This window comes from uncultured Microbulbifer sp., assembly GCF_947498635.1.
GTDB lineage: Bacteria > Pseudomonadota > Gammaproteobacteria > Pseudomonadales > Cellvibrionaceae > Microbulbifer > Microbulbifer echini.
Map to the genome: position 1 here is coordinate 41409 of NZ_CANMKV010000002.1, position 25680 is coordinate 67088.

Annotated in this window: 23 protein-coding genes and 2 tRNA genes; 2 read left to right on the plus strand and 23 right to left on the minus strand. The window is 55.1% G+C overall.

Annotated features, from left to right (window positions below):
• Nucleotides 1-24: 24 nt before the first annotated feature.
• The 11 genes from Q1A69_RS01375 to Q1A69_RS01425 form a co-directional block, all read right to left on the minus strand.
• Entirely contained in the window at nt 25-312 is a 288-nt protein-coding gene (locus Q1A69_RS01375) for a hypothetical protein (RefSeq protein ID WP_299579959.1), read from the minus strand.
• Entirely contained in the window at nt 302-598 is a 297-nt protein-coding gene (locus Q1A69_RS01380) for a hypothetical protein (protein ID WP_299579962.1), read from the minus strand. Before Q1A69_RS01380 ends, Q1A69_RS01375 begins: the two co-directional genes overlap by 11 nt.
• A gap of 113 nt (nt 599-711) precedes the next feature.
• Complete coding sequence (locus Q1A69_RS01385; RefSeq protein WP_299579964.1) at nt 712-981, minus strand: hypothetical protein; 270 nt, start codon at nt 979-981, stop codon at nt 712-714.
• Between the two features lie 252 nt (nt 982-1233).
• A complete protein-coding gene (gene aceF, locus Q1A69_RS01390) occupies nt 1234-2892 on the minus strand; it encodes a dihydrolipoyllysine-residue acetyltransferase (protein WP_299579968.1) in 1659 nt (552 codons plus the stop codon).
• A 17-nt stretch (nt 2893-2909) separates the two neighbouring features.
• Complete coding sequence (gene aceE, locus Q1A69_RS01395; RefSeq protein ID WP_299579971.1) at nt 2910-5579, minus strand: pyruvate dehydrogenase (acetyl-transferring), homodimeric type; 2670 nt, start codon at nt 5577-5579, stop codon at nt 2910-2912.
• A gap of 447 nt (nt 5580-6026) precedes the next feature.
• Nucleotides 6027-6605 (minus strand): class GN sortase, encoded by a 579-nt coding sequence (locus Q1A69_RS01400; RefSeq protein WP_299579974.1) that lies wholly within the window; start codon nt 6603-6605, stop codon nt 6027-6029.
• Complete coding sequence (locus tag Q1A69_RS01405) at nt 6602-8983, minus strand: marine proteobacterial sortase target protein (RefSeq protein WP_299579977.1); 2382 nt, start codon at nt 8981-8983, stop codon at nt 6602-6604. Before Q1A69_RS01405 ends, Q1A69_RS01400 begins: the two co-directional genes overlap by 4 nt.
• 408 nt (nt 8984-9391) lie before the next feature.
• The gene (locus Q1A69_RS01410) at nt 9392-11377 is read right to left on the minus strand and encodes a hypothetical protein (RefSeq protein WP_299579980.1); all 1986 of its coding nucleotides are present in this window, start codon (nt 11375-11377) and stop codon (nt 9392-9394) included.
• 474 nt (nt 11378-11851) lie between these two features.
• Nucleotides 11852-12955: a phosphoribosylaminoimidazolesuccinocarboxamide synthase gene (locus tag Q1A69_RS01415; RefSeq protein WP_299579983.1), complete on the minus strand. Its 1104-nt coding sequence runs from the start codon at nt 12953-12955 to the stop codon at nt 11852-11854.
• A gap of 105 nt (nt 12956-13060) precedes the next feature.
• Nucleotides 13061-14146 (minus strand): AI-2E family transporter, encoded by a 1086-nt coding sequence (locus Q1A69_RS01420; RefSeq protein ID WP_299580353.1) that lies wholly within the window; start codon nt 14144-14146, stop codon nt 13061-13063.
• Nucleotides 14147-14166: 20 nt separating this feature from the next.
• A complete protein-coding gene (locus Q1A69_RS01425; protein WP_299580355.1) occupies nt 14167-14382 on the minus strand; it encodes a sulfurtransferase TusA family protein in 216 nt (71 codons plus the stop codon).
• Between the two features lie 271 nt (nt 14383-14653).
• Between Q1A69_RS01425 and Q1A69_RS01430 the strand changes: the two genes are divergently transcribed.
• Nucleotides 14654-16162 carry a M48 family metalloprotease gene (locus Q1A69_RS01430; RefSeq protein WP_299579987.1) on the plus strand — a complete coding sequence of 503 codons (1509 nt, stop codon included), beginning with the start codon at nt 14654-14656 and terminating at the stop codon, nt 16160-16162.
• Nucleotides 16163-16255: 93 nt separating this feature from the next.
• On the opposite strand, the gene nadA is transcribed toward Q1A69_RS01430, so the two are convergent.
• Nucleotides 16256-17308 carry a quinolinate synthase NadA gene (nadA, locus tag Q1A69_RS01435; RefSeq protein ID WP_299579990.1) on the minus strand — a complete coding sequence of 351 codons (1053 nt, stop codon included), beginning with the start codon at nt 17306-17308 and terminating at the stop codon, nt 16256-16258.
• Nucleotides 17309-17487: 179 nt separating this feature from the next.
• On the opposite strand from nadA, the gene Q1A69_RS01440 reads away from it, so the two are divergent.
• Entirely contained in the window at nt 17488-18600 is a 1113-nt protein-coding gene (locus Q1A69_RS01440; RefSeq protein WP_299579993.1) for an NAD(P)/FAD-dependent oxidoreductase, read from the plus strand.
• A gap of 107 nt (nt 18601-18707) precedes the next feature.
• Here the strand turns inward: Q1A69_RS01440 and Q1A69_RS01445 are convergent.
• The 11 genes from Q1A69_RS01445 to ybgC all read right to left on the minus strand — a co-directional run bounded on the left by Q1A69_RS01445 (nt 18708) and on the right by ybgC (nt 25658).
• A tRNA-Lys gene (locus tag Q1A69_RS01445) sits at nt 18708-18783 on the minus strand.
• A 103-nt stretch (nt 18784-18886) separates the two neighbouring features.
• A tRNA-Lys gene (locus Q1A69_RS01450) sits at nt 18887-18962 on the minus strand.
• 131 nt (nt 18963-19093) lie between these two features.
• Nucleotides 19094-19771: a 7-cyano-7-deazaguanine synthase QueC gene (queC, locus tag Q1A69_RS01455; RefSeq protein ID WP_299579996.1), complete on the minus strand. Its 678-nt coding sequence runs from the start codon at nt 19769-19771 to the stop codon at nt 19094-19096.
• 38 nt (nt 19772-19809) lie between these two features.
• A complete protein-coding gene (queE, locus tag Q1A69_RS01460; RefSeq protein WP_299579999.1) occupies nt 19810-20469 on the minus strand; it encodes a 7-carboxy-7-deazaguanine synthase QueE in 660 nt (219 codons plus the stop codon).
• Nucleotides 20470-20582: 113 nt separating this feature from the next.
• Nucleotides 20583-21413 carry a YbgF trimerization domain-containing protein gene (locus tag Q1A69_RS01465; protein WP_299580002.1) on the minus strand — a complete coding sequence of 277 codons (831 nt, stop codon included), beginning with the start codon at nt 21411-21413 and terminating at the stop codon, nt 20583-20585.
• An 18-nt stretch (nt 21414-21431) separates the two neighbouring features.
• Nucleotides 21432-21917 (minus strand): OmpA family protein, encoded by a 486-nt coding sequence (locus Q1A69_RS01470; RefSeq protein ID WP_299580005.1) that lies wholly within the window; start codon nt 21915-21917, stop codon nt 21432-21434.
• 96 nt (nt 21918-22013) lie between these two features.
• Nucleotides 22014-23309, minus strand: a complete 1296-nt coding sequence (gene tolB, locus Q1A69_RS01475) for a Tol-Pal system beta propeller repeat protein TolB (RefSeq protein WP_299580008.1) — start codon at nt 23307-23309, stop codon at nt 22014-22016.
• The gene (gene tolA, locus Q1A69_RS01480) at nt 23306-24100 is read right to left on the minus strand and encodes a cell envelope integrity protein TolA (protein ID WP_299580011.1); all 795 of its coding nucleotides are present in this window, start codon (nt 24098-24100) and stop codon (nt 23306-23308) included. The genes tolB and tolA overlap by 4 nt, the downstream gene beginning before the upstream one ends.
• A gap of 7 nt (nt 24101-24107) precedes the next feature.
• Nucleotides 24108-24539 (minus strand): protein TolR, encoded by a 432-nt coding sequence (gene tolR, locus Q1A69_RS01485; protein WP_299580013.1) that lies wholly within the window; start codon nt 24537-24539, stop codon nt 24108-24110.
• A gap of 20 nt (nt 24540-24559) precedes the next feature.
• Nucleotides 24560-25249: a protein TolQ gene (gene tolQ / locus Q1A69_RS01490; RefSeq protein ID WP_299580018.1), complete on the minus strand. Its 690-nt coding sequence runs from the start codon at nt 25247-25249 to the stop codon at nt 24560-24562.
• A gap of 4 nt (nt 25250-25253) precedes the next feature.
• Nucleotides 25254-25658, minus strand: coding sequence for a tol-pal system-associated acyl-CoA thioesterase (gene ybgC / locus Q1A69_RS01495; protein WP_299580021.1), 405 nt, complete (start codon nt 25656-25658; stop codon nt 25254-25256).
• Between the last annotated feature and the right edge of the window lie 22 nt (nt 25659-25680).

The following is a 25680-nucleotide window of genomic DNA, read 5'->3' on the forward strand; positions in this document are numbered from 1 at the left end:
GCATAAATCCTATCTGTGTAGCCCTTAGTAAAAACTGTAACTCAACTCAAAAGGTGAATAGGGTCCGGCACACCAGTTCCCCGTATCCAACTGGTAGCAGTGCACTCCCTCAGCAATACAGTTACTCAGGTCCCCCATATAGACATCACAAGCCAAGCAAAAGCGCGGAAAGGCGGTCTGCTCATCCGGCGGAACGGGGCTGGTCTTGTAAGTGTAATAAATTGCCGTACCGTTCAAGTCCTGCCAAAACCCATCGGCACAGCCAATAAGCAGCTGCAAAACTACCAAAGACAGAAAAATTTTAGTCTTCATAGGAAATACAACGCCTTCCACCAGAAATATCAAAGCAACGGGCACTGGAAGGGCAAATAGAGCCCGGCGCCAGCTCCTCAGAATCGCCAGGACAACTGGAGTAATTGGATTTTCGTACCGAGGGGGCCGCGGGCATGGATGGGGACGGGTAAGCGCGGTACTCCGCGTGGCGGGGCATTGGCGCGCTAGTGGGGTAAACCACTTGGTTGCGAGTATCCGATGTGCCACAAGCCGAGAGTAGAAGAACAGTAGATAGTGCAGAAATAACCAGTGGGAATTGTTGCATGGGCATGCCTCCGTATCGGTACCACGCGAAGCTAACTTCGCGTACTTCGGTAAAAGACCGGGGGGCGCAGCGACAACTCCACGCGCGGTCTTGTGCAAACCTTCCCGCGCGGCTTAATACACCCGCAGGACCGGAAAAAACCAGGTGTTAGAGTCATACACCTGGATGGCACAATCCCTGTCACATTCAAAGTTAGCCGGCAAGACCTGAGCAGATGCGGAAAGCGCTGTGCCAGCATCGACAAAACCGCTTTCCTCTACGCTCGCCTCAACCTCAAAAAAGAAAGGGTCTTCACCCTCTACCTCTTCGGCGGGTAAAAACAGGCAGCCCTGCACCGCCAGTACCGCCACAAGCGGCAGGGCGAATTTCCTTGAAAGCCTCATGATTCGACACTCCACTTTCAGTGTTACGCTGATCGCTGTCTTTCAGAAAGTCTAGCTGTCGAGGAATACCCGGCCAGCTGGCGCCGAGTCATTTATGCGCACCATTCATTATTTGGATGTTTTTGACGCCATTTTGAGCACTTTTTTACCCCCCCCTGTAGAGGGGACGCTTGTAACCAGGTCACCAGTACCAATAAAAAAAGCGGCCTATGGCCGCTTTTTTGAATCGAACGCAAGGTGGTATGAGGCGCTCTACAGCAGCAAACGGCGCACATCCGCCAGAACGCTGACAAGGTAAGTCATAAATCGCCCGGCATCACCGCCATTCACCGCGCGGTGATCGTAAGACAGTGCCAGTGGCAGCATCTGCCGCGGTGCAAAGTCTTTACCATTCCACACCGGCTTCACAGCCAACTTGGAAACACCGAGGATGCCGACTTCCGGGGAGTTAACGATCGGGGTAAATCCGCTACCACCGATAGCACCCAGGCTCGAAATGGTAAAGCAGGCACCCTGCATTTCATTGGGCTTGAGCTTACCGTCGCGGGCTTTCAGAGCCATCTCCGCGGCCTCAGCCGCCAATTCGTATAGACCCTTTTTATCCACATCGCGAATGACCGGCACCATCAGACCTTTCGGCGTATCCACCGCCATGCCCACATGCACGTAGTCCTTGTGCACAATCTGCTCGCCATCGTTGTGCAGGGACACATTGAAACTGGGCTCTGCGCGCAAGGCGGCGGCCACCGCTTTTAGCAGGAAAGGCACCGGGGTGAGCCTTACACCGCGCTTCTCCGCCTCGGCCTTCATAGACTTGCGGAAGTCCTCGAGCTCGGTGATATCAGCATCGTCAAACTGAGTGACATGGGGCACATTGAGCCAGTTGCGCGACATATTGGCCGCGGTGATTTTATGGATCTTGCTCATAGGCTCCATTGTCACCGGACCAAATTGGCTGAAGTCGATATCCGGCATCTTCGCGATACCGATACCACCGCCAACACCCACAGCGCCGCTCTCTGCTTTTTTCACCTGCTCGCGAATATAATTGTGCAGGTCATCCTTGGTCACACGGTTGCGCGGACCACTGGCCTTCACCTTGTTCAAGGTGACACCTAACTCCCGCGCCAATTTGCGCACGGCGGGGCCGGCGTAAACCTGAGCGGCTACCGTGAGATCCCGCTCCAACAGGTGGTCTTTCTGTGGAACCGCGGGTGGCTCAACCGTTTCCGGAGTCTGTTGAGGCTCAGTTTGGGCCGCAGGCGCAGACTCCTGGCTCGGCGCTGCTGTAGCGGCGGGCGCAACATTACCTTCGGCAGCCACTTTTAAGACACCCAACGCATCGCCAGTGGAAACTTTATCGCCCTCTTTGACGGCGATGGAAACTACGGTACCCGCGCTCGGCGAAGGTACATCCATTGAAGCTTTGTCGCCTTCCACCACAATCAGGGAGTCGCCCTCGGCGACCGTATCGCCGGGCTGCACAGAGATCTCAATCACGTCCACGGCATCGGCACCGCCCAGATCGGGAACCTGAATAGCCTCCTCTTTCGATTCGGCACCGCCTTTAGGCTTCGCTTTTGCCTCGGCTTGCGGCTCCGCAGCGGGCTCAGGAATTGGCTGGCTATCCTGCGCCGGGGCCTGACTGGACTCTGGTTCAGCCTCCACTGCTGTCTCGGTTTCAATTTTTCCTATCTCATCACCCTCGGAGACCTTGTCACCCTCCTTAACGGTAATACTGAGAATTTTGCCGGCCACCGGGGCCGGTACATCCATGGAGGCCTTATCGCCCTCCACCACAATCAGAGAATCCTCTTGCGCGACGATATCGCCGACAGCCACAGAGATCTCAATTACATCCACCTGATCGGCACCACCGAGATCAGGCACTTTAATGACTTGTTTTGCCATAGGAGTTCTGCCTTCTCTTAGCTGATGCGCGGGTTAACTTTTTCGGCGTCGATATTGAGTGTCACGATCGCTTCCGCAACCTCTTTCGCATCCATCACCCCCTGCTTGGCCAGGCCGTTCAGAGCGGCGATCACCACATAGTTACGATCCACTTCGAAGAAGCGACGCAGTTGCTCGCGGGTGTCACTGCGACCGAAGCCATCGGTGCCCAGAGTAGTCAGTTCGCCGTCGATAAATTCGCGCAGCGGCTCCACATAGGAACGGATGTAATCGGTGGAAGCGATCACCGGAGCCGTGTTGCCTTCGAACTGTTGGGTGATCCAGGCTTTGCGTGTTTCGGCTTGCGGGTGCAGCATATTCCAGCGCGCCACGTCCTGACCTTCACGGGCCGCTTCCACGGCAGAGGTGAGGCTCCAGACATCGGAGGTCACACCAAACTGATCGGCGAGAATGTCCGCCGCTGCCAGCACTTCGCGCAAAATGGTACCGCCGCCAATCAGCTGTACATGTTTCTTCGCCGTTTTGCCTTTGGCGCCTTTCTTGACGTTGGACTGCAGCTTGTAGATACCGCGAATAATGCCTTCTTCCACCCCCTGGGGCATTTCCGGCTGCAGATAGTTTTCGTTCTCGATGGTGATGTAATAGAAGAGGTTCTTCTGCTCTTCGTACATCTCTCTCAGACCGCGCTGCATCACCACGGCCAGCTCGTACCCGTAAGCCGGATCGTAACTGCGACAGTTGGGGATTGTTGAGGACAATACATGGCTGTGGCCATCCTGGTGCTGCAAACCTTCGCCGTTCAACGTAGTGCGGCCGGCGGTGGCGCCGATGAGGAAGCCGCGCGCCTGCATATCGCCAGCGGCCCAGGCCAGGTCACCAATACGCTGGAAGCCGAACATGGAGTAGTAGATATAAAAAGGCACCATCGGCACGCCGTGGTTGCTGTAGGCCGTGGCCAACGCCATCCAGGTGGACATAGCGCCAGCTTCGTTGATGCCTTCTTCCAGTACCTGGCCCTTCTTGTCTTCCTTGTAATACATGATCTGGCCGTGATCCACCGGGGTGTAACGCTGCCCCTGGGAGGAGTAGATCCCCAGCTGGCGGAACAGCCCTTCCATACCAAAGGTGCGCGCTTCGTCCGGAACGATCGGCGCGATGTTCTTGCCGATATTCTTGTCCTTCACCAGCGCGGCGATGGCGCGTACAAACGCCATAGTGGTGGAGATTTCCCGCTCGCCGGAGCCCTTAGTCAATGCACTGAAGGCGTCGAGGCCGGGCACTTCCAGTTTCGGGCACTCGATCTGGCGGCGCGGCACTGGCCCCCCCAGGGTCTTGCGGCGCTCGGCCATATATTTCATTTCCGGGCTATCCGGGGACGGGCGGTAGTAGGGCACTTCCTCCAGCTCTTTGTCCGTCAACGGAATAGCAAAGCGATCGCGGAAGCGCTTAAGGGAATCCAGATCCAGCTTCTTCACCGAGTGGGTGTCCATCGCCGCTTCGCCGGCGGAACCCAGACCGTAGCCTTTAACGGTCTGCGCCAGGATCACGGTGGGCTGGCCCTTGTGCGCCATCGCCGAAGCATAAGCCGCGTAAACTTTGTAGGGGTCGTGGCCGCCGCGGTTGAGCTTCATAATCTCGTCGTCGGACATATCCTTAACCAGTTCCAGCAGCTCCGGATATTTGCCGAAGAAGTGTTCGCGGGTATAGGCGCCGCCGTTGGCCTTGAAGTTCTGCATCTCACCATCGACCACTTCGTCCATGACTTTCTGCAGCAAGCCTTTGTCGTCTTTCTCCAGCAGTGGGTCCCACAGGCGACCCCAAAGCACTTTAACCACGTTCCAACCGGCACCGCGGAAGACGCCTTCCAGCTCCTGCACGATCTTGCCATTGCCGCGCACCGGGCCGTCCAGACGCTGCAGGTTGCAATTCACTACGAACACCAGGTTTTCCAGCTGCTCGCGGCCAGCCAGGGAGATGGCACCGAGTGTTTCCGGTTCGTCACACTCACCGTCACCGAGGAAAGCCCACACCTTGCGATCGCCGCGCGGAGACAAACCGCGGGCGGACAGGTAGCGCATAATATGCGCTTGATAAATCGCCTGAATCGGCCCCAATCCCATAGAGACCGTGGGGAACTGCCAGTACTCCGGCATCAACCAGGGGTGCGGGTAGGATGAAAGACCGTTGCCGTTCACTTCGCGGCGGAAGTTATCCAGCTGCCCCTCATCAAAACGCCCTTCCAGATAGGAGCGCGCGTAGATACCCGGCGCACTGTGGCCCTGGAAGAAAACAAGATCGCCACGCTCCTCACCTTCGTTACCGCGGAAAAAGTAGTTAAAACCCACATCGTAGAGGGTGGCCGCCGAGGAGAAACTGGAAATATGGCCGCCGAGATGGTCATTATTCTGGTTGGCACGCACCACCATCGCCAGTGCATTCCAGCGAATTAAGGAGCGGATACGGCGTTCCATAAACAGGTCACCGGGCATGCGTTTTTCCGCACTGGGTGGAATCGTATTGCGGTAAGGGGTCGTGATAGCCGCGGGCAGCTGCACCCCCACATCGGTAGCGCGATCAGACAGCTGCTTTAACAGGAAGGCTGCGCGCTCTTTGCCGCTGTAGCGTATTACCGCCTGCAGCGCATCCAACCACTCCTGCGTTTCGAGGTTATCGGTATCTTCGTGCATCAAGTGCTCCTCGGCGAATTAGGCGACATCAAGTCGGTCTATTTCTCATAAATCGGTACGCGGGCAAACTACAGCGCAGGCAAAAAAATGCTGCCTTTTTTTCAGAGTTCCGCCAATTCACCACCATCGTTGGCGGAAATACAAGGTGTGGATATTCACCCGATCATGGCGGAGAGGGAAGGTGACGCCAGTCTGTGCCGCGAGTGCTTAGTTTGACTGTAATTATCTGTTCCGGGGCCCGCGCAGTGTGGCGGACAAAACCCCTTTCCCGGTTATTCGCGGAGAGGATTGTAGTATTACTACAAAAAATTTTCCAGATAGGACGGTTAGTAACAAACAAAACAAAATGGTAAAACAATTATTTTTCTTTTTTGTGTTTTACCGGAATATTTTATGGGAACTTCGAGAAAACGGACTACAAAATCGAGTCCCAGATACAGAGACCAGTCACAACCGCACCACCTCCCCTCCAGATTGATATTCAGCGTAGACCAAATAGCGCAGAGGCCCTCCCGCCGCGACGGCATCAAAGGGGTAACAGGTCACGAGCAGCAATCCCCGCTCAGCAAAAACCGGGAGGCGTTCGCGTTCACTATTAACGATACGCAACTCGCTAACCCGATAGGTATGCCAGTGGCCGCGCTCATCCTGCAAGTAAATGGCGCTGCCACGCCGCACTGATTGCAGACCGGCGAAGTGGGTATCCCGGTGTGCCGCAATAACCGTGGTGCGAAAGTCCCCCGGCTTGCCGGAGCCCGCCAGCAGCCCAGGGCCAAAAGCGAGGGACGCACCACTGCCGCCGGCGAGCACAACCAGCGGGCGCTGCCCCTCCAACTTGAGCTTGGCCACCGGCCGGGTATCCGCCCAGGGCCAGGGCTTTTGTGGAACCCCGTCCTGCAGCTGTGTCTCCCAGGCCTCGGCGATCAGCCGCTGGGCCAACTGCGCCTTGGCCAGTAACCAGCCCGCAGAACCCAGCTGCCAAAGCCCCGCCGCCAGACACAACAGGAAAAGCAGGGGGCGGATCATCCGCGAATATTCCTGATTCGAGCCTCAAGGCCACCTTGAGGTCGACGTATATCCGGCACAACTCTGCGCAATTGCTGGCGCAGCTCACGCAATAAATTACCGCGAACCTTGCGCCCACGACGCAACAGTGCTGCCAGGCTGAGCAGACTCAGGGCCGCGAGCAACTGAGCGTACACCCCCGCAGCCGTGCTCGGGTAAGCCTGGCGCTGCAATACTTGCCCCTTAGGCATCGTATTGGCAACCGAACTGTGGGAAAACTCATTACCCGCCTTGCGCACGACCTCTTCCTCAACCGCGACAAAACTTGTATAGGGACTGGCGATCTGGTGCCCCAGGGCGAGGTGCAGAATTTGTTCACGCAGCGCCAATCCCGCGTTGCTACCCTCCCCCACCAGGGTCTGGCGATCACGCAAAGATTCGATCTTGCTACGCGCCCAAAGACTGCCGATTCCGACAGTGCTGGGCGACTGCCCTGCGCGCAATACCAGCTTGCGCACAAACTGTTTGCCTGCCATACGCCCACGCAACTGGATTTCTCCCTGCATTTCATCGCCTTCAATCCTGGCTACCAGCTGCAGCGGCTCACCGCGATACAGATCCGGAATACGCTTCGGGTAGGCCTCCGCAACCACCCCCTGAGGCCAGCTCAACTGCAGATCGGTGGCCATGGGGTTTTCGAGCTTGGCGAACAGAGTCTGCATACGCCCACGCACCTCGGAGATATCGCCGATGCTCACAAAGGCACCGCGACCAAATTGTGCAGCCTTGCGCATAAAGTGGTTATTGGGCGCGGAGCCAATGCCTACGGTAAACAGGCGCGCACTACCCAGGTGCTGATTAATCAACTCAAACAAAGCCTGCTCGTTACCCACGGCGCCATCGGTGATAAATACTACCTGGTGCACCAGACTGGTCTCATCGGGCAACTGCTGCCCAAGCGCCAGACGCAGAGCCGAAGCCATCTCGGTGCCCCCATCGGCATTTAACCGTTCAATTTCCCGGCGTGCGCGCTGAACATTCTGCTTACTTGCGACCACAGGACGCGTGAAGAAAGCGCGGGGACTGTTGTTAAACTCGATCACATTGAAACGGTCGTTAGCCTGCAAGCGGGAAAGTGCCAAGACCAGGCTCTCCTTGGCTTGTCGAATGGAATTACCGCCCATTGAGCCAGAAGTATCGATCACATAAACGACTTCCCGCGGCAGGCGCCGGGCGCGGGTACCCTCATCCGGCGGCAGTAACATTACCTGCAGATATCTACCGGCTTTTGCACCCGCATTTTCTTCATTGCCAATTTCTTCTTCGCGGACACGCTCACTAAATAACGCTGCACGCGGCATCGCCGAGGGCTCCGCCTGCCAGCTTAAGAGAAAGTCCCGATCCATTTTCACAGCACCATCGCGCAAGCGAATGGAATAATGCTCCCCAGCTTTCTCATCGATCGTAATGTCGTGGTAGGGGCTAGCAATTTTTACCAGTGGCAGACCACCCTCCAGTTCCACCTCTATCTCGATATTATGACTACCCACAACCTCCCGCTCTGCTGCCGGCTGCATATACGGTGAAATCGCCGGAGCGTCCTTTACCTGGTCCGTAGGCAAAGCCCAGCCACTGCCCTCTGTGACCAGTTTCTGTTCGGTACCACCAAGAGTATTAAAGGGAACCGGCTCACCGGGTATGTAACGCGGAGTCAGAGTCGTAGGCATACGCAGTGAAAAGACACCATTGTCATAGACTACTGGCTGTAAGTAGCGAATATTCACCTGTACTGTTTCCCCCGGTGCGATATTGGCCACTTTATTGGTAAACAAATTGGGGCGCTGCTGCTCCAGAAGAGCCGCGCGCTTACCCGCCGCGCGCGCGGCCTTATAAATCTTCGCCGCCTGTTTTCGTTCGCGTACCTTGCCGACAATACGGCGCTCACCCAATTGAATTTCGAGGCCGGTCACTGCGGCTCGATCCGGTAGTGGCAAAGCGTAAATCGCCTCCTGCCAGTTTTCACTGGTATTTTGGAATGCCTGTTGTAGCCACACTTCTGCCACCAGGCCGCGTACAGCAATACTGACCCGACTATCCTGGTGTACCGCCGGAATATATTTCCCCGCTTCACCGCCAGTAAACAACAAATTCCCTGCTTTCACCTCACCTAGGGTGATAGCTTCGACAGCTTCCTCATCGCCACTATCCGCCGCGTCGTCAAGCGCCTGGGCATTCACTTCGGCACCAATAGCCGCAATCACTACCGCCAATACAACCACAATAAATAATAACCAGCGGCCCACACCCCCGCTTTTCTGACGGCGACGATAGTATTCTTCCGTCGGCAACATCAGCTCATCTTTATGAAAACGCTGCCCAAACAATATCACCCTGTTCACAAACTTCTCTCCACTTTTAAACTGGAAGCTAAAGGAATTAAAAACGCTAAAACGGGCGAAAGACGGCAGGGAATCGGGTGAAAGCCGGGAGGAATAATGACGAATTGTGGCGGAGGGGATACTTTGACATATTTCAGGGGTACCAGGTAATCCTGCAATAACTCTCAGCTTTAAACGCAGATTTACAATCTAGGCTCAAATATCTAGATCCGTCAAAATATCACAGCGCGGAGCGTGAAGCTCACCGGCAACCCCACCGGGCAGGGCTGCTGCGCTGCAATCATCACACAAGGATATTGCGAGATTATTCAGAGAGTCTCTAAAGGTCTTTTATTTCACGCCAATCTCTTCCTATGACCAAAATGACACATCTTATACCAATGGAAAATATCGAAACAATCGATCACTTCAGCAATCCTTGGCCTTACAAATTTCGATATCCGTTTCACTATCCGAATTTAATGGCAAGAAGATGATAGTAATTTTTTTACCCGATGCACCTCTAATATTACCCCGTTTAAAGTCATCGGTAGCCTGTCCATTTATCTTCACCACAATATCACTTTCATTTTCCCAGCCCTCCAACACAAACGCAGGATTAAATACTGGGTTAGCGCTTGAGCCACTTAAACGAAAAGACAGTGAGTCGCTTGCATCAAAATAATACGCTCGCTGCGCCTCATCATAACCGTAGTCTGATGAGCCAGTAACATTGGCAACTACAGGTGCCTGCAACCAGGATTTCGCCAGCTTGGTCACTTGTGCAGTTGACATATTAGATAATCCAGTAAGCAGTAGCCGGGTTTGCGAAGAATCATCTTGCTTAAACGGTGGATTGAAAGCCATATGAAACAATGATGTATGACTTGGGTAAAGCGAATCGGAGGCTCCACGACCAAACGCGCGTATTTGGTTTACCGGCCAGTGATCCCAGCGCACAAAGTGATGATCTGGATATTCTTCTTCGAAACCCACTTCAGAATAGGGGATAATCTCCAGCGAACCACCATGCTCCATAATCGTGAAGGTGTCAAACTCTGTATCTTTCAAATTAATACGAGCTATATTCGCCTGTAAAGGTAGTTCAAAAGCCTCACTACCTCGGTTATTAATCCCACCATTGGCCCCATCATAACTTTCTGCCTGCCCATTCATATTTACAAGCGTGAGCGTGTTGTCAATCTCAATGTTATCCCATGGATCTTTGCCGGCACTGTGAATAATCATAGCCTCATGGTATTCGAACCCATTGGGAGCATCACCGTAGGTATTGACTTGCTGACTGAATAACGTGTTTCGGGAAAGCACCGTTCCATCTGGATAGATATAAAAAACAAATTCTGACGCTGCACCCCATCCATCTGGCGAGTCTTCCGTATCAATTAAGTTGTAACAAATACCGGTGGGATGATATCGCCACTGAACCACGACCCTTGCAGGAGTATTTTCAATGACGCGAACATGACTGTAGCGAACCTGCTTATCATTCATGGGTTCAGCACCACCACTTTCACACATTTCCGGCCACCCCCAACTTTCATTGAATTCATTACTGAACCATGCACCGTTTTCAGAAACCAAACTTGGCACAAAGCCTAAGCCTCGCCAAAATACCCACTTAGTGTCATTGCCATCAAAATTAACAATCACATCGGGATCGGCATGTACTTGCCAGTTATCATTCCACAAATTTGACCTTGGCTGATATTGATCCTCTGGGCCTGTATCCCATGCCCCGACGTATCCCAATTTAGTGTATTGCGCTCCAAAGCCTGAATCTGGTCCCGCAGGCAAAGCATCGGCACTATAAAACTCGGGCACAGGTGAGACGTAAGCGGACGGCTGAGCAGAAACTTGAGTGATAGTGCCATTCGGATTTAAGGTCAAATTATGAGTAATCTTACGCTCGTTATCATGATCATATGTCTCACGTAAGATCGTTCGGTCAGGTTTCACTGTGTAGTATTCATCAACCCATCCGGTCCAACCCGGCAGCATTGGATCCTTGTGAACATCAAACTTTGGTGCATAACGCCAATGTATTACCACGTCGTTTTGTGACTGGCGAATGATCCGTACATGAGAGTGGCGATTGAGTTTATCCCAACGCAATCCGACTCCATCCCCCCGCGTCTCGAAGAGTTGCTCCACGTAGTTGACACCCTGACCGGTGTGCCACCTTGGTAGATAGCTCGAAGCTCTCCAGAAATAGAACTGTTCAGTGTCAGAAAAGTTTACAACGATGTCAGCAAACTCACTGACCATCTGGTGAGCCTCCCAGGATTCACCGGAATCCATTCGCGAGTAATATGCGTAAAAATCAGTCTCAGTATTTTCACTTGTCGATTTATCATCTCCTTTTGAGTCTGAACCGGTGGAACATGCAGTACCCATAAAAAGGATACAGAACGGGAGTAGACACTTATATAGAAGTGTTGCCTTAATCGTTTTTATCAACATTAAACATCTTCACTTTACAGTAATGAATTGTGTTTTCTTAACGCTATATTTATTAAGTTTACACAGTGGGCACAGCGAAAAGTGAAACATAAAAAATATTTAATCTAAGGTTAGCGCCTTGAAAAAGACTAGCCGCCCTCTCAGAAGCCATGAATTTTATTGTGTCACTGCTCATGCCCCGCGCCTTACATGACTGATATCTCTAAAGTCACGGAGTAAATCCTGGAATTGGCACAACACCCAGATACCCTTCTAGTGCAACCTCCAGCACCATCTTGGTATTTTTTTTCGCAAAACACAGTAAGGAAGAAATTATGCCTTTGGGCATAGCCTCAAACTGAGGGGGGGGGAATTAGCGGGCATAAAAAAACCGGCGCAAGCGCCGGTTTTTTTTCGATGAGGGCTCGGTCAGTCGATCAGCCCATAATCCTTGCGCAAAACCTCAACCAGCTCCGCTTTTGGATTATCAGACAGCTTCAATTCCTTTCCGGTAATTTTCTCCGCGATACCGACATAGGTTTTAGAAAGATCCATCAGCATGGATTCCGGCAGCTCGTTATCACGGGCCAAGGCCAGGCGCTCATCCATGCGGTCTTTATTCAGCAGAATATCGGCATCTGGGAAGTAATTGAGCAGGGCCTGACGGAAACCCTCTTTGGAGTTTTCCACAACCTTGCCGGTGCGGTACTGCTCACCGTCCCAAATGCGGGAGGAGTCCGGGGTGCCCACTTCGTCCATATAGATCAACTTTTCTTCACCATTGGCATCGGTGACATAGCCGAATTCGAATTTAGTATCGACAAAAATCTGGTCGAGCTTCTCCAGCTCTGCGGAGATCACATCGAAACCTTCTTTCAGCAGTTTTTCGTACAGGTCGATATCCCCTGCACTGCGGAAATTAAAAGCGTCGACGTTGTCTTCGATATTCTTACGGGTGATATTCACATCATCCGCTTCCGGCACGCCGGGAATATCTTTGAGAATACCTTTGGTGGAGGGGGTGATCAGCAGCTCGGGCAGCTTCTGGTCCTTCTGCAGACCATCCGGAATCTCGATACCGCAGAAGTCGCGCTCGCCCTTTTGGTAGGAGCGCCACATGGAGCCGGTGATGTACTGTCGGGCGATAGCCTCGATCATGACCGGGCGGGCCTTCTGTACGATCCAAACCAGGGGATGGGGAATATCTAGGATATGGCTGTCGGCCAGGCCCTGCTCCTTGAACAGCTTGAACCAGTGGTTGGAAATAGCGTTCAGTGCGGCACCTTTCCCGGGTACGCCGCGCATGCCGCCTTTGCCGGTCCATATGCAGTCGAATGCGGAGATGCGGTCGGAAATGACCATCACCGCGAGAGGGGCATCCGGTGCTACCGGGTATCCTTTCTCCTCGATCAGGCGACGGCTATCGGCTTCGGTCAACCAGTAAACGGAGCGGACCTTACCGCTGTGGATGGGCTTGTCGGTACGGATCGGCAGGTCATTATTGACCGCTAGAACTTTGTCAGCCAGGCTCATGAGCTCTCACCTATTTGGAGGGACAAATAAAGGAAAGCGCGGCATTCTAACAACGGCCTCGTGCGGACACAAAGAAAAGATATCGGCCGGCCGCGCCAGGGGCTGTTATTCCGATATCCGTTTGGCCTCCCACTCCGCCTGGTGCTCACTGGTGGGCCAAGCCGTCATAATCGCTTTGAGCAGGGTGGCCAACGGAATTGCGAAGAAGACCCCCCAAAACCCCCAAATTCCCCCAAAAAACAAGACCGCCAGAATAATTGCCACCGGGTGCAGATTAACCGCCTCGGAAAACAGCAGTGGCACCAGCACATTGCCGTCGAGCAGCTGAATAATGCCGTAGGTCATGATCAGGTAAAAAAACTCGTTGCTCCAGCCCCACTGAAACAAGCCGATAGCCGCCACCGGGATAGTCACCACCGCCGCACCGATATAGGGGATCAATACGCTAAAGCCCACAGCCACCGCGAGCAGCAGCGCATAATTCACCCCCAGTAACAGGAAAGCGGCATAACTCACCGCCGTCACTATGCCGATCTCTACCACCTTGCCGCGCACATAGTTGGCCACCTGATCGTTCATCTCGTGCCAAATCTGATGCAACATCGGGCGCTGTTTGGGCAGGAAAGACGTACACCAGCGAATTAGCTGATCCGAGTCCTTAAGGAAGAAAAACACCAAAATCGGCACCACCACCACATAAATCAGCAAGCCGGCAAAAATGGGCAGGTTGGTGAGGGAGAAGGCCAGGAGGGTCTGCCCCATGCCTCCGAGTTCCTTGCCGAGAGTATTGAATACCTCATCGATCTGCGCAGCCGAGACCAGGCGCGGGTAGCGCTCCGGTAACAACAAGAGTAACTCCTGTCCGCGCTGCACCATATTTGGCAACTCCGCACCGAGACGCACTAGCTGACGCCAAATAATCGGCAGCACTACAAACAGCAGCGCTACGATGGCACCGACCAACACCAGGCAGGATAGTGTTACCGCGAGCCAGTGAGGCACCCGCCAGGACTTCAGCTTCTGCACCATGCCCTGCATCAGAAAAGCGATAACCAGGGCCGTAAGTACAGGCGCCAGTACAGCTCCGAGCGTGGCCAGTATCACCAGCGCTACCGTGAGAAGCAGCACGAGCAGCACCACTTCCTCCTGACTGAAGTAACGGTTCACCCAGCCTTTAACAATCGACAACATAGACTCTCGGGATTGATTCTTCATTTGCCAGCGTACAGCCAATAGTGGAAGGTATTATCACGCCTTTCAGCGCGCAGCAGGGGTCTGCCACTCAGAGCGGCAAAGCTGTGAAAGTCTCGCCAGGAGCCCTCATCGGTGGCCATAACACACAGCAGAGTACCCGTTTCATATTCGTTTAGGGCTCTGCGCATGGCCAATAGAGGCTGCGGGCACGGCAGCTGGCGGGCATCCACCATCACCGCGGCACGCCAATCCGGCTCTGGTTGTTCACGGATGGTATCGGAGGAAGGCACGACCATTGATTAATCAGTCACAAATTTTGCAGAGCCGTGGATTATAACGCGGAATCCGTGCCAGATACCGCCAAAGCTTTACGCTTTTTAACCCACCGCGTGGCGTAAACCCGAACCTTTTAGGGGCTACCCGGTCAAAACCTCGACAGTTCAACGGGGTTGCGTATAGAGTTGGACTATAGATCCTTCACGGACAGACCGAGCAGTAATCAAGATGACTAACCCACAAAAAAACCTGCCTCGTCGATCACACAAATTGCCACCCTCACAGCGATTGCGCCGCGGTATAAAGGCACTGGGTATCGGCCTGCTGCTTGCCAGCACCCCTATCGCCGCCACAACTGAGCCGGAGGGTATCCGCCTGCCGGAGCTGGGCGATAGCACGAGCGGCGTCGTATCCCCACAGCGGGAAAAGGAACTCGGGCAGATGTGGTTGCGCATGTTTCGCAGCCAGGTAAAAACATCCTCGGACGCGCTTCTGCAACAATATGTAGAGAAAACCGTTAAAGAGCTCGCCAGTTACACCCCCCTGGAAGACAAGAATATCGATGTGGTCGTGGTCAACAATGAAACCATGAACGCATTCGCGGTCCCCGGCGGCATTATGGGGGTACACACAGGCCTCTTCCTGTTCGCCGAAAATGAAGACCAGTTTGCCTCGGTGATCGCCCACGAACTCGGCCACCTCAGCCAGCGACACTATGCCCGCTCTCTCGAAGCGCAGCGCAACAACAGAATTCCCACCCTGGCCGGTATGCTCGGCGCCCTCGTACTTGCCGCCACCGCTGGCGGCGGAGCGGGAATCGCCGCCATGACCGCCACCCAGGCGGCGGCACTGGACAGCCAACTGCGCTTTAGTCGCAAGAACGAACAAGAAGCGGACCGAGTCGGTATCGAGACCCTGGCGGCATCCGGGCGCGATCCAGATGCCGCCGGTGAAATGTTCGAGCAGATGCTCAAGGCCACACGCTACTATCAGCGTCCACCCGAGTTCCTCCTGACTCACCCCGTTACCGAAAAACGGATCGCCGATGCCAAGCTCCGCTCCCAGCGAATGGAGACTGTACCGCCGAGCGACAGCCGCGACTTCCACCTGATGCGCGCCCGTATTCGTGTCGCTGGCGAACCCACTCCTCAACAGGCGGTGAAACGTTTCCAGGCCGAGCTCAACGGTATCAATGACAACGAAGACGCCGCTCGCTATGGCCTGGCTCTGGCGCAACTGGCGGCCGGCAGGCCCGACAATGCACTGGACACCCTGCAGCCGCTGCTCGACAAAGAACCCTCCAAGGGTGCTTTTGTACTGGCGCGCGCGGATATCGACCTGGTACGCCGGGATTACAGCGGCGCCACCCAACGGCTGCAATACGCCCTCGACCGCAACCCCGGCGACCACGCCCTGCTCATGGGACTCGCCAATGCACACTTCAAGGCGGGTAACTTCCTCGCGGCAGAGCGCATGCTGGCCAAGTACAGCCGCGCACGCAAGAAAGACCCCACCGTATGGTATCTGCTGGCTGAAACCCACGGCTTGGCCGGAGATATCGTCGGAGTGCATGAAGCTCGCGCTGAGTACTACATTTTGAACGGGGTTTTCGACAAGGCCCTGCAGCACCTGCGCCACGGTATTCGCATGACCAAAGACAACTACCAGACCAACGCTATCTTGAAACAGCGCCTCAAAGATGTCATCAAGATGCAGGAGAAAGCCAAAGAGCTTTAAGTCGGCACCATAAATGCCTCAGGCGGCGGGATAACCAAAAAGAGCGGCCAATGGCCGCTCTTTCTCTGTCCGCTAGGATCACCGTACCGGGCACTAGCCCTTGCGGAAATCCAGCATTCTCTGCAGTGGGATCATCGCCTTGCGGCCCAATTCCGCGTCCACAAAGATTTCATTGTCGCCGCGCTCCAGCACAGCACAGAGATTCTCCAGGGAGTTCATCGCCATCCAGGGGCAGTTGGCGCAACTGCGACAGGTAGCGCCGGCTCCAGCGGTTGGGGCGACCATCAACTCTTTGTCCGGGCACTCCTGCTGCATCTTGTAGAAGATGCCCTGGTCGGTCGCCACGATAAAGCGTTTCTCGGGGCGGGTCTTGGCCGCATTGATAATCTGTGAGGTAGAACCCACCACATCGGCCAGAGCCACAACGGCAGCGGGAGACTCCGGATGCACCAGCACCACGGCATCCGGGTAGAGGGCCTTCAGATCCTCAACCCCTTTTGCCTTGAACTCCTCATGTACGATACAGGAGCCATCCCACAGCAGGACGTCCGCACCGGTTTCACGCTGCACATAGCCCCCCAGGTGTTTATCCGGAGCCCAAAGGATTTTCTCACCCTGGGCATCCAGGTGATCCACCACGTCCAGAGCGATACTCGAAGTTACCACCCAATCGGCACGGGCCTTCACCGCCGCCGAGGTGTTTGCATAGACAACCACCGTGCGATCGGAATGCTGGTCGCAAAACTCGGAAAATTCATCCGGAGGGCACCCCAGGTCCAGAGAGCAAGTCGCCTCCAGGGTTGGCATCAAAACACGCTTGTTTGGCGTTAGAATCTTGGCGGTTTCGCCCATAAATTTCACTCCGGCCACCACCAGAGTATCGGCGCTGTGCTCGGCGCCGAAGCGGGCCATTTCCAGCGAGTCAGAAACACAGCCACCAGTCTCTTCGGCCAGCGCCTGAATCAATGGATCAGTGTAATAGTGAGCCACTAGCACGGCATTCTGCTCGTTTAGCAGGCGCTTGATTCGATCGCGCCAGGCCTGCAGCTCCTCTTCACTGTACTGGGGCACAACCGGCTCCGCAAAGTGCGCCTGCACCAAAGAGCGGGAATCAACCGTTTCTGCAACAATGGACTTTTGGGTCATGGCTAACTACCACTAGCGAAAAAACGCGCAGTATAACGCATTGTTGCGCCATATCAGCGCACCTGAAATATCAACCACTACCTGTTTGACCCCGTCACTGGATGAGTCGCTCAGCAAACCCCACTCCGGCAAACCAGTACACTTAAAGAGTCTCTTTCCTGCAGCCGAATGGCCCCTCTATGGAAATGGTAGAGAGTATTGTAATTGGCGCCGGAGCTATCGGTCTCGCCAGCGCCTATGCCCTGGCCACCAGAGGCCATCGAGTGCTGGTTTTAGAGCAACACACTGCCATAGGCACCGAAATCAGCGCCCGCAGCAGCGAGGTAATCCACGCTGGCATCTATTACCCGACCAACAGCCTAAAAGCCCGGGCCTGTGTTGCGGGAAAAGCCAGTCTGTATCGCTTCTGCCGTGAACACGGTGTGCCACACAAACCCATCGGCAAACTGATCCTGGCCACCGATAAAGCCCAGTTACCCCAACTAAAAGCCCTAAAGGCACAGGGCGATGCTAATGGCGCGGGCAGCCTAATGCTACTGAACGGACAAGAAACCAGGGCGATGGAACCAGAGCTGCAATGTCACGGTGCCATTTATTCACCAAACACAGGCATTTTCGACAGCCATTCCCTACTACTGGCGCTGCAGGGCGCTCTTGAGGCCCTGGGCGGCCAGGTTGTACCAAACACAAAAGTAATCGCATTATTGCGGGGTAGTGACAACTACCAGCTGACCATGGAGGATGGATACTCCCTCGGTACGCCGCACTTAGTGGTAGCTGCCGGGCTCCACAGCCATGGATTGCTCAGCAATATCAACGACGTGAGCATACGCAAGGCAGTTCCGACTCAATACTTGGCAAAGGGCAATTACTTCTCCCTCGACCACAAGCCACCCTTCTCACACTTAATTTACCCACTTCCGGAGCCGGGTGGCCTGGGCATTCACCTCACGCTGGACCTGCAGGGGTATGCCCGTTTCGGGCCCGACGTGGAGTGGGTAAACGCGATTGATTACAGGGTGGATAGCCGTCGCAGGCATAAATTCTACCGCAGTATTCAACGTTACTGGCCCGCCCTTCCAGAGAGATCTCTGCGTACAGATTATGCCGGTATTCGCCCAAAGCTCGCTCCCATGGGGGCCCCACCACAGGACTTTAAGCTATTCCGAAGCGGCGGTGACGGGAAACCACAGTTAGTCGCTTTTTTTGGGATTGAATCCCCCGGCCTGACCAGCTGCCTTTCCCTGGGGGAAATGGCGGCGAATTTCATTAGCGGCCAATCCCACGCTTAAGCCAACCTGAAGAAATCCAGACATTGCTCTAGGAGAAACGCATTAAATATAAGAGACCGCTCACACGAAGAAGCGACAAGAAATAAGAGTGGGAAATTAAGAAGAAGTGGTGGGTCGTGCTGGATTCGAACCAGCGACCAATTGGTTAAAAGCCAACTGCTCTACCAACTGAGCTAACGACCCTATGGTGACTGGGAAAACTTGGTATGTCCCAGCTTAGGATGCCTTCACCCTCACGCAGAGGTGTAAAAGCTGTGGGTTTGCTGTGAGCATCCCCGGTGGAAAATGGTGGGTCGTGCTGGATTCGAACCAGCGACCAATTGGTTAAAAGCCAACTGCTCTACCAACTGAGCTAACGACCCTTTTCCGTGCCTCGATGTGAGGAGCTGCGTATCTTACGGATCTATTATGAAAAAACAATACCTAACTCGAAAAAAAATCTAACGAATTTAAGGAGTTAGGTATTTCCCTCAAAATTGACGCCAACTGACAATCAGCTGGCGTAAACCGTTGGGTCCGCAAGGCCTGCATCGGCGAATCCCGCAGCGCGCAGTCTACAGCTATCGCAGCGACCGCAGGCCGCACCATCTGGGCGCGCCTGATAACAGGATACCGTCAAGCTGTAATCAACCCCAAGGCGCGTCCCTTCAATCACGATATCGGCCTTGCTCATTTGCATCAACGGTGCCCGCACGGAGAGCTTGTGGCCCTCAACTCCGGCGCGAGTAGCCAGATTGGCCATTGTCTCATAGGCCTCGACATATTCCGGCCGGCAATCCGGGTAGCCGGAATAGTCCACCGCATTGACACCGACAAAAATATCCTGTGCTCCGAGGACCTCGGCCCACCCCAGGGCAATGGAGAGAAAAACCGTGTTGCGTGCCGGTACATAAGTCACCGGGATACCGCTGGTTTCCTCTTCCGGAACCTCAATCGTGTCATCGGTCAGGGCCGAACCGCCGATAGAGCGCAGGTCGAGCTTCACCACCTTGTGCTCTACCGCCCCAAGATCACTCGCCACACGTTTCGCCGCCAACAGTTCCGCTTCGTGACGCTGGCCATAATCGAAACCCAGAGCGTAACACTCGTACCCGTCTGCACGCGCCATGGCGAGCACTGTGGCCGAGTCGAGGCCACCGGACAGCAAAATTACCGCTTTCTTTGCAGTCATCTCTTCCTCAATTCATCAATACACAATCACCGGGCCAATCAGACACCCGGGATATCCCCCCACAGCAATTTATGCAGCTGCATCTGCATGCGGACCGGCAGACCATCCTGCAAGATCCACTCCGCCAGTTGCCGCGCCGGCAACTGCTCATAGCTGGGCGAGAAAAGCACCTCTCCCACTCGCTCCGGCAAGCGGTACTGGTCCAAGGTAAATCTGGCCCAGTCGTAATCACTGCGATCACAAATTACGAACTTGATCTGGTCCCGGCGAGTCAGCACCTGCATATTTTCCATGCGATTGCGGTGCTGCTCCCCGGAAGCCGGCGTCTTCAGGTCGACAACCCGTGAGACACGCGGATCCACATTTTCCACCGGCATGGCACCGCTGGTCTCCAAGGATACTGAATAGCCCGCATCGCACAGAGCCTCCAACAGCGGCAGACAATTGGGCTGGGCCAATGGCTCACCACCGGTCACACAGACATAGCGCGCCGGATAACTTTGCACCTGCTGCAATATCTGCTCCAGGGTCATGCGCTCGCCGCCATAAAAAGCGTACTCCGAGTCGCAATAAGTACAGCGCAGCGGGCACCCCGTTAGGCGCACGAACACCGTTGGTAGGCCGCATTCCCGCGCCTCCCCTTGGAGAGAGTAGAAAATTTCACTAATTCTGAGCGATTCTTTAGACAGACTGGTCATAAACACCCGACACAAAAACGCCCGGATGGCACATGCCATTCGGGCGCGGGATCATAGGCTTTTTCTGGTTAAAAAACCAGCGACGCAACTGGCTCAGCAGCGCCTATACGCGACTAGAAGTTATCCTGGAGATACTTCTTAGCCAGGTTGGATGCCCTGGCATCACTGCTCGCCACCTGCTCTAACAGGTTGCGAGCTTTCTGCTGGTCGCCCAGCTGGTGGTAAACGGTTCCCAGCTTGTAGCGGCCATCCCAAACCTTATTGGAGTTGGGGTAGCCATCGAGTAGCGCCACAAACCACCCTCGAGCCTCTTCAAGATTTCCTTGAACCAGGGCTATCTCTCCCAGCCAGTAGTTGGCATTGGGAGCATACTGGCCGTTGGGAAAGTCTTGCAGCAGACTCTTAAACTGAGCACTGGCACCGCCGTAATCACCGTTGCGAGCCAAGCCAAAACTGGCCTGGTAACGATCGCGCTCGCTCTTGCCGTCTTTCGGCCCCTGCGGCTTGGGTGGCATCGCCGATCCGCTCTGGACAGCGGCACCGCCTCCCCCTTTAACCGGCGGCTGGGCGGAGGGTTGTGCCGAGGGCTCAGTGCCGCTCAGGCGGGCAATCCGCCGATCCAGATCCATATAATCCTCAGTGCGCTGCTGCTTGAGACGCTTGATCTCGTGGCGCAGCTCTTCAACCGATCCACGCAATTCGCGCACTTCCTGCTGCAGCACCTGCATCTGGTAGTAGGCTTCGGCCTGGGGGTTGGTCTGAGCTCTGGGGCTGGGACTTGCGGCGCGGGCGAGGTGAATTTCCTCGACACCACGGCCACTCGTGGGGAGCGACTGCTCCTGACTACTGGCAGACAGGTCGACAATCGGGGCCTGGGAGAATACGGGCGATGCCGCAGCCATCATTGCTGCAGCGATCGCCAGTTTTCTAATCGTAAAAGCCATTGGCATCCATTTTGACGATTAGTTAATAACAACGCGACGGTTCATCGCACGGGCAGCTTCGTTAGAGCCCATCTGAGCCGGACGCTCTTCACCGTAGCTGATCACTTCCAGATTAGCTGCGTCTACGCCTTGCAGTACCAAAAAGTCGCGTACGGCATTTGCGCGGCGCTCACCCAGAGCCAGGTTGTACTCGCGAGTGCCCAGCTCATCGGCGTGACCTTCGAGGCGAACAGCAGAGGCTGCACCGCGCATGCGATCGGCGTGACGGATCAGCAGCTCACGGGTTTCCGGGTTCAGCAGGGACTGGTCGAAGTCGAAGTACACTACGTTTTCCAGAGGAGCCAGGGTTTCACTCTCCTCTACAACGCTGGTTTCAACCTGGGTATCCACCTCAGGCTGAGTGTATTCCTCACCGCTGGTATTGTCGCTGCTGGTGTTGCTACAACCGGCCATTACTGCCAAAACACAGGCCAGGCCCAGTCCCGTTTTTACTGATTTCAACATAAGCTACTCCGCTTTTAGTGTTATCGAAAATCCTGAAAGATTTTTTTTAAATTGGTCTTATAAATACCCTACGCTTCTGAGCGTTGGGCCCCCGCCTCAATCAAAGTATGGCGACCATGCCGGTTCACGGACATCGCCCCTCTGTGAGGGCAGGTTGTACTTCACCCCAGCATCTAGCGATACCGCAGCCAGAATGCCCTTGTCTCCGCGCTTGGTTGCGTACATCAGCATGGCCCCATTCGGCGCAATGCTGGGGGATTCGTCCAGGGTGGTCTCCGTGAGGACACGCATTCTGCCCGAATTAATATCCATCGTAGCGATGGTAAAAGTTCCCCGGTTGCGATGTACCATGACCAGCGTCTTCCCGTCAGGAGAAACACGCGGCCGCGCATTGTAGTCGCCATCGAAGGTTAAGCGGTCGACTTGACCAGTGGCAAGAGTCAATTGATAAATTTGTGGCTTCCCTCCCCTATCTGAGGTGAAAACCAGCGATTTACCATCCGGCATCCAGTTCGGCTCGGTATCAATAGAGAAGTGTCTGGTCATACGAGTGAACTTGCCGCTCGCTAAATCCAGGACATAGATCTCCGGGTTGCCGTCCTTGGAGAGCACCATAGCCAACTTGGTTCCATCGGGAGACCAGGTCGGTGAGCTGTTGATGCCCTTGAAGTTAGTCAGCTGCTTGCGCTCGCCGCTGCGCAGATTCTCGCGGAAAATCGCCGGGCGCCCGGTCTCAAAGGAAACGTAGGCCAGCTCCTGACCATTCGGCGACCACATAGGTGACATTACCGGCGCACTGAAGCGGCGCACCTGCTTAGCGCGCGCCCCGTCGATATCCGAGCGCATCAACACATAGCTGGGTTTACCTGCGCGTTTTTCCTCTTGCACATACACCATCTCGGTGGAGAAGGCGCCGCGTATACCGGTGATGGACTGGAAGATTTCGTCGGCGGCGCGGTGGGCGATATCCCGCAGCTGGGTCTGGCCACCTCGCACCTGCTTGGTAAACATCTTGTGCTGGCCGAAAACATTGACCAGATCAAAGGTCAGCAGATAACCGGAGGCTTGGGGCTCAATACGACCAGTCACTATGTACTCGGTACCGAGGATACGCCAATCGCGGAAAACCACGTCTTCCGGGGTCTTGGGGAAGGACAGCATGTCCTCCTTAGGCACTGGCGAAAACAGGCCGCTGCGGCGCAAGTCCGCGGAGATAATCCCGGAAACATCTTCCGCTAGCACCCCACCACCAGACCAACTGAATGGAGACACAGCAATCGGCGTAGGGTCATCAATACCGCTGGTGATATCCACCACCAGTTGGGCACGTACCCCTAAACTCACCGAGGCAATTGCAATAATGACGACGGTCTTCAGTAAACTTTTGATCATTGGCGCAAATCTTCGACTATAAAGTTCAAAATGGTTGTGCGGACTTCCCGCTCGAATATCGTCGGCTCTTCCCTCGCCAGCTCGGCCACTTCGGGGAAGACTTCCACCCGGCGAATCGCGGTGAGTACCGAACGGTCGAGTGCTGTGTTGCCACTGCCCTCGACGATATTAGTTGCCACCACCCGGCCAGTGGGGACAAAGTTAATTTTCACCTTGATGGTCATACCATTGCGGGCGCTGGGCGGACGACTCCAGACCGCTTCAATTTGCTGTCGAATCGCCTGGCCTACTGAGGCCATCGCCTGCTGCGCCTCATTGGCATCCAGCAAATCCTCTTCGTCTTCTAGTGCCTCGTCAAAGGAGCTCTGCCGCTCTTTCTCCAACTGCTCCTGAAGCTCTTTTTTCTTGCGTTCTTTCTCTTTTCGCTCGTTCTCGCGCTGCGCTTTCGCCTCCCGCGCCTTGCGCTCGGCCTCAACTTTGGCCTTGCGCGTTTTTTCGGCTTCGAGCTTTTTCTTGCGTTCCAGGGCGGCTCGACGCTTGCGCTCAACTTCCGCCTGGCGCTTTTGCTCGGCTTCGCGCTGGGCGCGCTGTTGTACTTTATCCACCTTCTTGGGCAGTTTCTTTTGAGGAGTCGCAGCCTCAATGGTCACCAGTTTGGCCTGCACAAACTTCGGCATCGGTTTGCGCTCGGGCATGCTGCTGGCTTCCCAACCATAGGTAATAGCGGTGATCAGCGCTCCGTGCAACAGGAGGCTGACTACAATCGCCAGTGCGTAAAAGCCTTTATTCACCGGCGCCCTACCCCTGTGGAGGCTCTGTCACCAGGCCGACACTCGGTGCCCCCGCCTGCTGCAGTTCGGTCATGGCATTAACGATCAGGCCGTAACGGGCCTCAGTATCGCCCCAGACCAGCACCGGGGTTTTCGGCTTCTGCCGCAATACCTTGGCCACCGTCTCCTTGATCTCAGCAAGGGGCTTAGCCACCTGCTCATCGGTGCCCAGGTTCAGGTAATAAGTGCCGTCGGCGCGCACCGAGATGATTAGCGGCTCCTCGTCGGTATCCTCCATCGGCGCCGAGGGCGCGTTTGGCAGGTCGACTTTGACCCCTTGCATCAATAATGGTGCCGTGACCATAAAGACAATTAGCAGCACCAGCATCACATCGATGTAGGGCACCACATTGATCTCGGAAACCAGCTTCTTTTTGTTTCCCTTGCGAAACACACTCATAGGGTTCGCCTACTCACTACTCAGCCGGAATGCACTTTGCGGTGCAAAATAGAGGAAAACTCCTCGGCGAAAGTCTCGTAACTGGATAGCAGCGACTCCGCCTTGGCCGAGTAGCGGTTGTAGGCCATCACCGCGGGAATTGCCGCGAACAGCCCCATCGCGGTAGCTACCAGCGCCTCACTAATACCGGGAGCCACCGTGGCGATCGTAGCCTGGTGCATGGTGGCGAGACCGCGGAAGGAATTCATAATGCCCCAGACCGTACCGAAGAGGCCTATATATGGACTCACAGAGCCAACCGTTGCCAGGAATGGCAGGTTCATTTCCACCTTTTCCTGCTCCCGCGACATAGCGACACGCATCGCGCGCTCGGTGCCCTCCATAACCGCTTCGGGGCCACTGCTACCCTGCTGACGCAGGCGGGTAAATTCGGTAAAGCCGGCGCGAAACAGGGATTCAACGCCATCGGTCTTACCTTTCTCGGCGCGCTCATTGCCCTCGCGGAACAGCTTATTGAGGTCCGCCCCGGACCAGAAACGGCGCTCGAAATTATTGAGGGAGCGCTTGGCCTGGGACAGGTAAAGCCCGCGCTGAATAATCATGACCCAGGAGACCACCGAGGCCAATAGCAGCAACAGCATAACCAGCTGTACCAGCAGGCTGGCGTTCTGGATTAGCCCCCAAAGAGAAAGTTGTTCACCGGCGTTCATCTTATTAAGTAACTGCCTTTAATGCTGAATGAATGGGTTCCGGCAGGGCACAGGGCCTGCGACTGTCGTCAGCGACGCAGGCCACTTTGACCACGCCTTCGCAAATTAGCTCATTGCCGCGCCAAATTTTTTGTTCAAAGGTCACCGCGGCCCGCCCCAGTTTGCCAACCACCGCAGTAGCGCGCAATGCGTCATCGAGCCAGGCGGAACGGCGGTACTGGACGTCGGCGGAATGCACCACCAGCAGTATCCCTTTCTGCGGCATCGCCGGCTTATCATACCCGAGGGAGCGCAACAGTTCTGTGCGCGCCCGCTCCATATACTTCAAATAATTCACGTAATACACGATGCCGGCTGCATCGGTATCCTCGATATAGACCCGCACAGGGATACCGAACTCTTCCCTCATCTATTCTCCCTCGTATCCACAG

Bases quoted from the DNA above. Each gene is read 5' to 3' on its own strand.
- Q1A69_RS01400 (WP_299579974.1), bottom strand. From the start codon at position 6,605: ATGATCCGCCCCCTGCTTTTCCTGTTGTGTCTGGCGGCGGGGCTTTGG.
- queC (WP_299579996.1), bottom strand. From the start codon at position 19,771: ATGACTGCAAAGAAAGCGGTAATTTTGCTGTCCGGTGGCCTCGACTCG.
- tolQ (WP_299580018.1), bottom strand. From the start codon at position 25,249: ATGAACGCCGGTGAACAACTTTCTCTTTGGGGGCTAATCCAGAACGCC.
- Q1A69_RS01420 (WP_299580353.1), bottom strand. From the start codon at position 14,146: ATGTTGTCGATTGTTAAAGGCTGGGTGAACCGTTACTTCAGTCAGGAG.
- aceF (WP_299579968.1), bottom strand. From the start codon at position 2,892: ATGGCAAAACAAGTCATTAAAGTGCCTGATCTCGGTGGTGCCGATCAG.
- nadA (WP_299579990.1), bottom strand. From the start codon at position 17,308: ATGACCCAAAAGTCCATTGTTGCAGAAACGGTTGATTCCCGCTCTTTG.
- ybgC (WP_299580021.1), bottom strand. From the start codon at position 25,658: ATGAGGGAAGAGTTCGGTATCCCTGTGCGGGTCTATATCGAGGATACC.
- queE (WP_299579999.1), bottom strand. From the start codon at position 20,469: ATGACCAGTCTGTCTAAAGAATCGCTCAGAATTAGTGAAATTTTCTAC.
- Q1A69_RS01410 (WP_299579980.1), bottom strand. From the start codon at position 11,377: ATGGGTACTGCATGTTCCACCGGTTCAGACTCAAAAGGAGATGATAAA.
- Q1A69_RS01380 (WP_299579962.1), bottom strand. From the start codon at position 598: ATGCAACAATTCCCACTGGTTATTTCTGCACTATCTACTGTTCTTCTA.
- Q1A69_RS01375 (WP_299579959.1), bottom strand. From the start codon at position 312: ATGAAGACTAAAATTTTTCTGTCTTTGGTAGTTTTGCAGCTGCTTATT.
- Q1A69_RS01430 (WP_299579987.1), top strand. From the start codon at position 14,654: ATGACTAACCCACAAAAAAACCTGCCTCGTCGATCACACAAATTGCCA.
- Q1A69_RS01415 (WP_299579983.1), bottom strand. From the start codon at position 12,955: ATGAGCCTGGCTGACAAAGTTCTAGCGGTCAATAATGACCTGCCGATC.
- Q1A69_RS01440 (WP_299579993.1), top strand. From the start codon at position 17,488: ATGGAAATGGTAGAGAGTATTGTAATTGGCGCCGGAGCTATCGGTCTC.
- Q1A69_RS01425 (WP_299580355.1), bottom strand. From the start codon at position 14,382: ATGGTGGATGCCCGCCAGCTGCCGTGCCCGCAGCCTCTATTGGCCATG.
- tolB (WP_299580008.1), bottom strand. From the start codon at position 23,309: ATGATCAAAAGTTTACTGAAGACCGTCGTCATTATTGCAATTGCCTCG.
- Q1A69_RS01385 (WP_299579964.1), bottom strand. From the start codon at position 981: ATGAGGCTTTCAAGGAAATTCGCCCTGCCGCTTGTGGCGGTACTGGCG.
- tolR (WP_299580013.1), bottom strand. From the start codon at position 24,539: ATGAGTGTGTTTCGCAAGGGAAACAAAAAGAAGCTGGTTTCCGAGATC.
- Q1A69_RS01465 (WP_299580002.1), bottom strand. From the start codon at position 21,413: ATGGCTTTTACGATTAGAAAACTGGCGATCGCTGCAGCAATGATGGCT.
- Q1A69_RS01470 (WP_299580005.1), bottom strand. From the start codon at position 21,917: ATGTTGAAATCAGTAAAAACGGGACTGGGCCTGGCCTGTGTTTTGGCA.
- aceE (WP_299579971.1), bottom strand. From the start codon at position 5,579: ATGCACGAAGATACCGATAACCTCGAAACGCAGGAGTGGTTGGATGCG.